The sequence below is a fragment of the Paucibacter sp. XJ19-41 genome (genome assembly GCF_028462495.1).
Lineage (GTDB): Bacteria > Pseudomonadota > Gammaproteobacteria > Burkholderiales > Burkholderiaceae_C > Roseateles_E.
Genome location: NZ_JAQOWX010000014.1, coordinates 21,025 through 28,519, shown reverse-complemented (window position 1 = coordinate 28,519; position 7,495 = coordinate 21,025). Strand labels below are relative to the sequence as shown.

Here is a 7,495-nt window from a genome sequence, read left to right as displayed (position 1 = left end):
TGCTCGATGTCGAGGACCTGTGGCGCCAGCTCGCCGGCGGCGAGCTGGCGGGTGGCCTGGACCTGATCGAGGGTTGATCAGCCCCAGCCCGGCGGGTTCGGGTGCAGCCGCGCCATCGCATAGCTGTCGACATAGCGGCCGGCACGCAGCGCGTAGGCGCGCTGGCGGCCCTCGATCTCGAAGCCGAAGCGCTGGTAGAGCTTCAGCGCGCGCTCGTTGTCGACATAGACGCCCAGCTCGATGCGCAAGACCTGGCCCCAGTTGTCGGCATAGTCGATCAGCGCGGCCATCAAGGCCTTGCCGACGCCGCGCCCCTGGGCCTGCGGGGCGACCGCCAGGCCCAGTTTCATCACATGGCGGCGGCGCAGCGCCGGACCGGCCGAGTGCAGGCCGGCGCTGCCGACGACCTCGCCGCCGATCACGGCCACCAGGGGCAGGTCGGTGCCACCGGGCGCCAGATTGTTCTTCAGCCGCTGCTCCCATTGCTCGGTCGAGGCGTAGGGCAGCTGCATCAGCCCCGGCAGCACCTCGGGGTGGCTCATCAGCTGGGCCATGGCGGCGGCGTCGGCGGTCTGGCTGCGTCGTATCGAGATGTCCATGATGTCGTCCTTGTGGGATGGGCAAGAAAAAAGCCCGCTGGGTCTCAGCGGGCTTGGGGGGATTCGGTGGGTTTCTAGCGTGGGGGCCTGCCGCTGTACCGGCCCCGGCGCGTATCGTCAAAGACGAAGCGATGCATCTGCTGGGAGCAGATGGCTAGGGTCAGGTGTTGAGGGCGGCAAGGGTGCGACATGGGCCCCAGTATGCGGGGCCTGGCGCGACAAGGTCAACTGGGGGCGCGTCGCATCGCGGCGACAATCAGGTCATGCCTCGCCTGTCCGCCATCGTCCCGCCCCGCCCCGTCATCGAAGCAGTAGCGCCACGCCCGCGCGGCCAGCCGCAGCCGGCGCTGCGTTATGCGCTGCGGGCCGGGCCCAGCGCGATCGACGGCCTGGGGGTGTTCGCCGAGGAGGCGATCCCGGCGCGCCGCAAGATTGGCGAGATGCGCGGCGAGTCGATCTCGGTGCGCGAGGCGCGCCGGCGTGCCAAGGGGCGCGAGCGCATCCATATCGTCGAGGTGTCGGAAACCCGCGCGGTCGATGCGACGGACTCTCCCGAGCCGATGCGCAATATCAACCATTGCTGCGCGCCCAATGCGGTGCTGCGCATCCGCCAGGGCCGGGTCGAGTTCTATGCGCTGCGCGATATCGAACCCGGCGAGGAGATCACCTGCCACTACGGCGACAGCCACCACGAAGGGCGGCTGCGCTGCCGCTGCGGCGCGCCGAACTGCAGCGGCAAGCTCTGAACTGAGCGGCGCCTGAATGGCTCAGTGCAGCGGTGCTTCCGGTGCCGGGTGCTGCAGCCAGAACAGGCGCAGGTCCTGCACCGAGAACAGCGCATCGTCGATCAGCACGTCCTGGTCCACCTCTTCGCCCTCGTCATAGGCCTCGACGATATAGGCCTCGCGCTGCTCGCCGGCCGGCATCGCGACGGCGGCCACCGACATCAGCATCGCGTCCAGCATCTGGCCGGCCTCGCTGTCGGTGTCGTGCACATACCAGTGCTGCTGGTTGTCCTCCACCGCCTGCATAAAGCCCTCGACCCACATCACGCCAGTGGGCGGCAGCTCGGCCAGCTGCTCGGCGCGCAGCACGCCTTGCGACAGCAGCTCGGCCTTGGTGGCCTCGTCGAACTCGGTGATCAGCGGGCTCAGCTGCATTGCGTCGGGCTGCTCGGCCAGAGGCTCGGGCGCCAGGTTCTCGGCGATCTCGTTCCAGCGCTCGTGCAGCGCGTCGGTGAAGGCCTCCAGCTGGTCCTGGGCCTGCAGCGGCTCGGGCCAGTTCTCGCCGAACAAGGCGTCCATCGCCTGCAGTGGCGAAGCGACGACGGGGCCGCAGATCAGCGCCGTCATATAGCCGTCCAAGGTGTCAATCGGCACCGCCTCTTCGTCTTCGCTCGATTGCGCGGCACGAATATTCAGCAGGGCGGCCAGGCGCTCGGCGTTGTCCTGGTCCAGGGTGTCGCTCACAAGCGCCTCCTCAAAAAGCAGAAAAGAACCGGGGCCCCGCGGGGCCCCCGTGTGTGGAAGATCGTAGCCGGGATCAGACCAGGCGTTCGCCGACCCAGGCCTGCACGCCGGCCAGGGCCGCAGGCAGGGCTTTCGCATCGGTGCCGCCGGCCATCGCCAGATCGGGCTTGCCGCCACCCTTGCCGCCGACCTGCAGCGCAACGAAGTTGACCAGGTCGCCGGCCTTGATCCTGGCCGTGCTGTCGGCCGTCACGCCGGCGGCCAGCTGGACCTTGTCGCCGTCGACGGCGGCCAAGACGATGGCGGCGGTCTTCAGCTTGTCCTTGAGCTTGTCCATGGTTTCGCGCAGGGTCTTGGCATCGGCGCCGGGTAGCAGGGCCGCCAGCACTTTCAGGCCCTTGACGTCCACCGCCTGGGCCAGCAACTCATCGCCCTGGGCCGAGGCCAGCTTGCTCTTGGCGGCGGCCAGCTCCTTCTCCAGCGACCTGACCTGATCCAGCACCGCGTGGATGCGTTGCTCCAGCTCGGCGGGTGCCGTCTTCAAGCTGCCGGCGACGGCCTGCACGGTGGCTTCCAGCGACTGCAGATAGGCCAGCGCGTTGTCGCCGGTGACGGCTTCGACGCGGCGCACGCCTGCGGCCACGCCGCCCTCGGCGACGATCTTGAACAGGCCGATATCACCGGTGGCCTTGACGTGGGTGCCGCCGCACAGCTCCTTGGAGCTGCCGATGCTCAGCACGCGCACCGTCTCGCCGTACTTCTCGCCGAACAGCATCATCGCGCCGCTCTTCTGCGCGTCGTCCAGCGCCATGACCTCGGCCTTCGCGCCGGCATTGGCCAGGATCTCGGCGTTGACGATGGCCTCGACCTTGGCGATCTGCTCGGCCGTCATCGGCGCGTTGTGCGCGAAGTCGAAGCGGGTGCGCTCGGCGTTGACCAGCGAGCCCTTCTGCTGCACATGGGCGCCCAGCACCTCGCGCAAGGCCTTGTGCATCAGGTGGGTGGCGCTGTGGTTGCGCACGGTCTTGGCACGGGCCTCGGCATTGACCTTGGCGACGAACTGGTCGCCGACCTTGATCGCGCCTTCCAGCACGCGGCCATGGTGGCCGAAGACATCGGCCTGGATCTTGATCGTGTCCTCGACGGCAAAGCGGCTGCTGTTGTTGCGCAGCTCGCCGGCATCGCCCGCCTGTCCGCCGCTCTCGGCGTAGAAGGGCGTGTGGTCCAGCACGATCACGGCATCGTCGCCGGCCTTGGCTTCCTCGACCGCAACGCCGTCCACATAGACGGCCGTGACCTTGGAGGTTTCACAGACCAGGTGCTCATAGCCATGAAAGGCCGTCGGCGCACCCTTGTACTCGAGGCCGGCGGCCATCTTGAATTTGCCGGCCGCACGGGCCTGCTCGCGCTGGCGCGTCATCGCGGCGTCGAAACCGGCCTGGTCCACGGTCACGCCGCGCTCGCGGCAGACATCGGCGGTCAGGTCGACCGGAAAGCCATAGGTGTCGTGCAGCTTGAAGGCGGTTTCGCCGTCGAGCTGAGATACCCACTTGTCTCCACGCTTTTCAGCTCGGTTCGACTGGTGGAATGCAACATCCATGTCGACTTCTTCAAGCTTGCCAAGCGCCGCCTCCAGGATCTCCATGCCGTTGGCAATGGTCTGGAAGAAGCGTTCTTCCTCCTGCTTCAGCACCTCGGTCACGCGGGCCTGGGCCTGGCGCAGCTCGGGGTAGGCATCGCCCATCTGGTTCACCAGCTCGGCGACGATTCTGTGGAAGAAGGGAGTGCGCGCGCCCAGCTTGTAGCCATGGCGGATCGCGCGGCGGGCGATGCGGCGCAGCACATAGCCACGGCCCTCGTTGCCGGGGATCACGCCGTCGACGATGGTGAAGGAGCAGGCGCGGATGTGGTCGGCGATGACCTTCAGCGAGGCGCTGTCCTTGTCGCAATCGCCGGCGCCCGCCGCATCAACTGCAGACTTGGCGGCGGCGAGCAGGCCGACAAAGGTGTCGATCTCGTAGTTCGAGTGCACATGCTGCAGCACCGCGGCCAGGCGCTCCAGGCCCATGCCGGTGTCCACCGAAGGCTTGGGCAGCTTGTGCATCACACCGTCTTCGGTGCGATTGAACTGCATGAAGACGTTGTTCCAGATCTCGATATAGCGGTCGCCGTCCTCATCCGGGCTGCCCGGGGGGCCGCCGGCGATCTCGGGGCCATGGTCGTAGAAAATCTCGGTGCAGGGGCCGCAGGGGCCGGTATCGCCCATCATCCAGAAGTTGTCGGACATATAGCGGCCGCCCTTGTTGTCGCCGATGCGCACAATGCGCTCGGCGGGCACGCCCACCACCTTGTTCCAGATTTCGTAGGCCTCGTCGTCCTCGGCATAGACCGTGACCCACAGCTTCTCGGCCGGCAGCATGAACTTGGTCGTCAGCAGCTCCCAGGCGTACTGGATCGCATCGTGCTTGAAGTAGTCGCCGAACGAGAAGTTGCCCAGCATCTCGAAGAAGGTGTGGTGGCGCGCGGTGTAGCCGACGTTGTCCAGGTCGTTGTGCTTGCCACCGGCACGGATGCACTTCTGGCTGGTGGTGGCGCGGCTGTAGGCGCGCTTGTCGAAGCCCAGGAACACGTCCTTGAACTGGTTCATGCCCGCATTGGTGAACAGCAGCGTCGGGTCATCGCCGGGCACGACCGGGCTGGAGGAGACGATCTGATGCCCTTTGGATTCAAAGAACTTCAGAAAGGTTTGGCGAATCTCAGCTGCTTTCATTCCGGGGCTTTCCTAGCGCACCACCGGCATGAGTCCGGCGGTAAATGCTTGATTTTTCGGGGATTTCGATTATAGGGCGGGCCTCGCCCGGCGGCGTCGCGCCAGCGGTTAGAGTTGCGCCATCACCGCGTCGATGGAGAGATTCAAGATGGACCATGTGTCACCGCTGAGCGCGCTGGACGATGCCAGCCTGCTGAAGACCCAGGCCCTGATCAATGGCGAATGGGTGTCCGGCAAGAGCACCTTCGCCGTCCACGACCCGGCCACCGGCGCTCATCTGGCCGATGTCGCCAATCTGGGCCAAGCCGAGACCGAGGCCGCGATTGCCGCCGCCAACAATGCCTGGGTGGTCTGGCGCGGCAAGACCGCCAAGGAGCGTGCCGCCATCCTGATGCGCTGGCAGCAGCTGCTGGTCAAGCATGCCGACGATCTGGCCCGCATCATGACGGCCGAGCAGGGCAAGCCACTGGCCGAGGCCAAGGGCGAGGTGGTCTATGGCGCCAGCTTCATCGACTGGTTCGCCGAGGAGGGCAAGCGGGTCTATGGCGAGACGATCCCGACCACCGACAACAACAAGCGCTATCTGGTGCTCAAGCAGGCCATGGGCGTCTGCGCGGCGATCACGCCCTGGAATTTCCCGATTGCGATGATCACCCGCAAGGTGGCACCGGCGCTGGCCGCGGGCTGCACCGTCATCATCAAGCCCGCCGAGCAGACGCCGCTGTCGGCGCTGGCGGTGGCCGAACTGGCCCAGCGCGCCGGCATGCCCTCGGGCGTGCTGAACGTGCTGACGGCCGACGGCGAGGGCTCGATCGCGATCGGCAAGCTGCTGTGTGAAAGCGATGTGATACGCCACCTCTCCTTCACCGGCTCGACCGAGGTCGGCCGCATCCTGATGCGGCAGTGCGCGCCGACGATCAAGAAGCTGTCGCTGGAGCTGGGCGGCAACGCGCCCTTCATCGTCTTCGACGATGCCGATATCGACAGCGCCGTCGAGGGCGCGATGGCCAGCAAGTACCGCAACGCCGGCCAGACCTGCGTCTGCGCGAACCGTCTCTATGTGCAGGAGTCGGTCTACGAACAGTTCGTCGAGAAGCTGGCCGCCAAGGTAGCCGGCATCAAGCTGGGCAACGGCTTCGAGCCCGGCGTCAGCCAGGGCCCCTTGATCGACGATCTGGCCGTCGCCAAGGTCGAAACCCATGGGGCCGACGCGCTGGCGCTGCGCGCGCGCCTGGTGGCCGGCGGCAAGACGCGGCCCGATCTGGGCGAGCGCTTCTTCGAGCCGACCTTGCTGGCCGATGCCAGCGCGCAGATGCTTTGCTCGCGCGAGGAGACCTTCGGCCCGGTGGCGCCGGTCTTCAAATTCAAGACCGAGGCCGAGGTTGTGGCGCTGGCCAACAACACCGAATTCGGCCTGGCCAGCTATTTCTACAGCCGCGATATTGGCCGCATCTTCCGCGTCGGCGAGGCGCTGGAGTACGGCATGGTGGGCGTCAACACCGGCCTGATCTCGGTGGCCGAGGTGCCGTTCGGCGGCGTCAAGCAAAGCGGCCTGGGCCGCGAGGGCTCGCGCCACGGCATCGAGGACTATGTCGAGATGAAGTACCTCTGCCTGGGCGACATCCTGAAGTGATTAGGGGCTCGGCGGCTCATCATTGGCCGCCTTCTTGTGCACGCGCGGCGGTGCCGGCGCGCCGGCATGGGCGGCGGCGTTGGTGGCTTGGCGCAGCAGGGTCTCGGCGTCCTGGGCGCCGCCCGGGTAGAGGCTGAGCCCCACGCGCGCACCGACGCTCAGCGACTGCCCGGCCAGATGCAGCGGTTTTTGCAGCGCCGCCGCCAGCTTCAGCGCGACGCGCTCGGCATCCTCGGGCTGCTCGGTCGAGGCCAGCAGCACGCCGTAGCTGTCGCTGCCCAGGCTGACCACCACATCGCTGGCCCGCACGCCGGCGCGCAGCCGCACCGCCAGGCGCCGGCGCAACACATTGACGCTCTCCCGGCCCAGGCGCTCGCGCACCTTGCTCAGGCCCGAGATGCGCAACACCAGCAGGGCCATCGGCGAGGGTTCGCGCTGGCGCAAGGCCAGCAGATGGTGGATATGGTCCAGCAGCTGGGCACGGGTCGGCAGGCCGGTGTCCAGATCGGTGGCATAGGCCTTGCGCGCGCTGCGGTCCAGGCGGTGGCGCTCGATGGCCCAGCGCAGGCTGCGCGCCAGCCCGTGCTGGCCCCACTGGGTCTGCAGCACGACATCCTGCACGCCGCGCTGCAGCAGCTCCAGCGCCACCGGCGCCGGGCAGGCCGGGCTCAGCACCAGCACCGCCGTCTCCTGCACCGCATGCGACAGCGCCGCCCAGGCCGTCAAGCCGGCCGCGCGCTCGCTGGGCAAGGCCGCCAGCAGCGCATCGTGGGGATGCTCGCCCAGCAGCAGGGCCGCTTCCTCCAGGCTGGCGCAGCGCTGCAGCTTGAAGCGCCCCCATTCGGTCGCCCCCAACTCGGCCGCCAGGATGGCCGGGCTGTACTCGTCGACCCATAAAACCTTGAAGGCTGTGCTCTGGCTCAAGACCTGGCTCCGCTGCTCTTTATGAAATCCCAACAGCCATTAGACGCGATGGCGTTTGCGGATGCTGCTGGGGATTCCACCGCCGGGATAGACTGGCTTG

6 protein-coding genes are annotated in these 7,495 nt (G+C 67.4%); 2 read left to right on the top strand and 4 right to left on the bottom strand.

The features are described 5' to 3' along the window. Positions 1-77: 77 nt before the first annotated feature. A complete protein-coding gene (locus PO768_RS05645; protein WP_272645261.1) occupies positions 78-599 on the bottom strand; it encodes a GNAT family N-acetyltransferase in 522 nt (173 codons plus the stop codon). Between the two features lie 263 nt (positions 600-862). On the opposite strand from PO768_RS05645, the gene PO768_RS05640 reads away from it, so the two are divergent. Continuing rightward, positions 863-1,345 (top strand): SET domain-containing protein, encoded by a 483-nt coding sequence (locus PO768_RS05640; RefSeq protein WP_272645260.1) that lies wholly within the window; start codon positions 863-865, stop codon positions 1,343-1,345. A 21-nt stretch (positions 1,346-1,366) separates the two neighbouring features. Here the strand turns inward: PO768_RS05640 and PO768_RS05635 are convergent, their stop codons facing one another. After that, complete coding sequence (locus tag PO768_RS05635; protein ID WP_272645259.1) at positions 1,367-2,068, bottom strand: UPF0149 family protein; 702 nt, start codon at positions 2,066-2,068, stop codon at positions 1,367-1,369. Positions 2,069-2,141: 73 nt separating this feature from the next. Next, complete coding sequence (gene alaS / locus PO768_RS05630) at positions 2,142-4,838, bottom strand: alanine--tRNA ligase (protein ID WP_272645258.1); 2,697 nt, start codon at positions 4,836-4,838, stop codon at positions 2,142-2,144. Between the two features lie 148 nt (positions 4,839-4,986). On the opposite strand from alaS, the gene PO768_RS05625 reads away from it, so the two are divergent. Then, positions 4,987-6,471 carry an NAD-dependent succinate-semialdehyde dehydrogenase gene (locus PO768_RS05625; protein ID WP_272645257.1) on the top strand — a complete coding sequence of 495 codons (1,485 nt, stop codon included), beginning with the start codon at positions 4,987-4,989 and terminating at the stop codon, positions 6,469-6,471. On the opposite strand, the gene PO768_RS05620 is transcribed toward PO768_RS05625, so the two are convergent. Further along, positions 6,472-7,395, bottom strand: coding sequence for a diguanylate cyclase domain-containing protein (locus PO768_RS05620; protein ID WP_269841049.1), 924 nt, complete (start codon positions 7,393-7,395; stop codon positions 6,472-6,474). Positions 7,396-7,495: the final 100 nt, after the last annotated feature.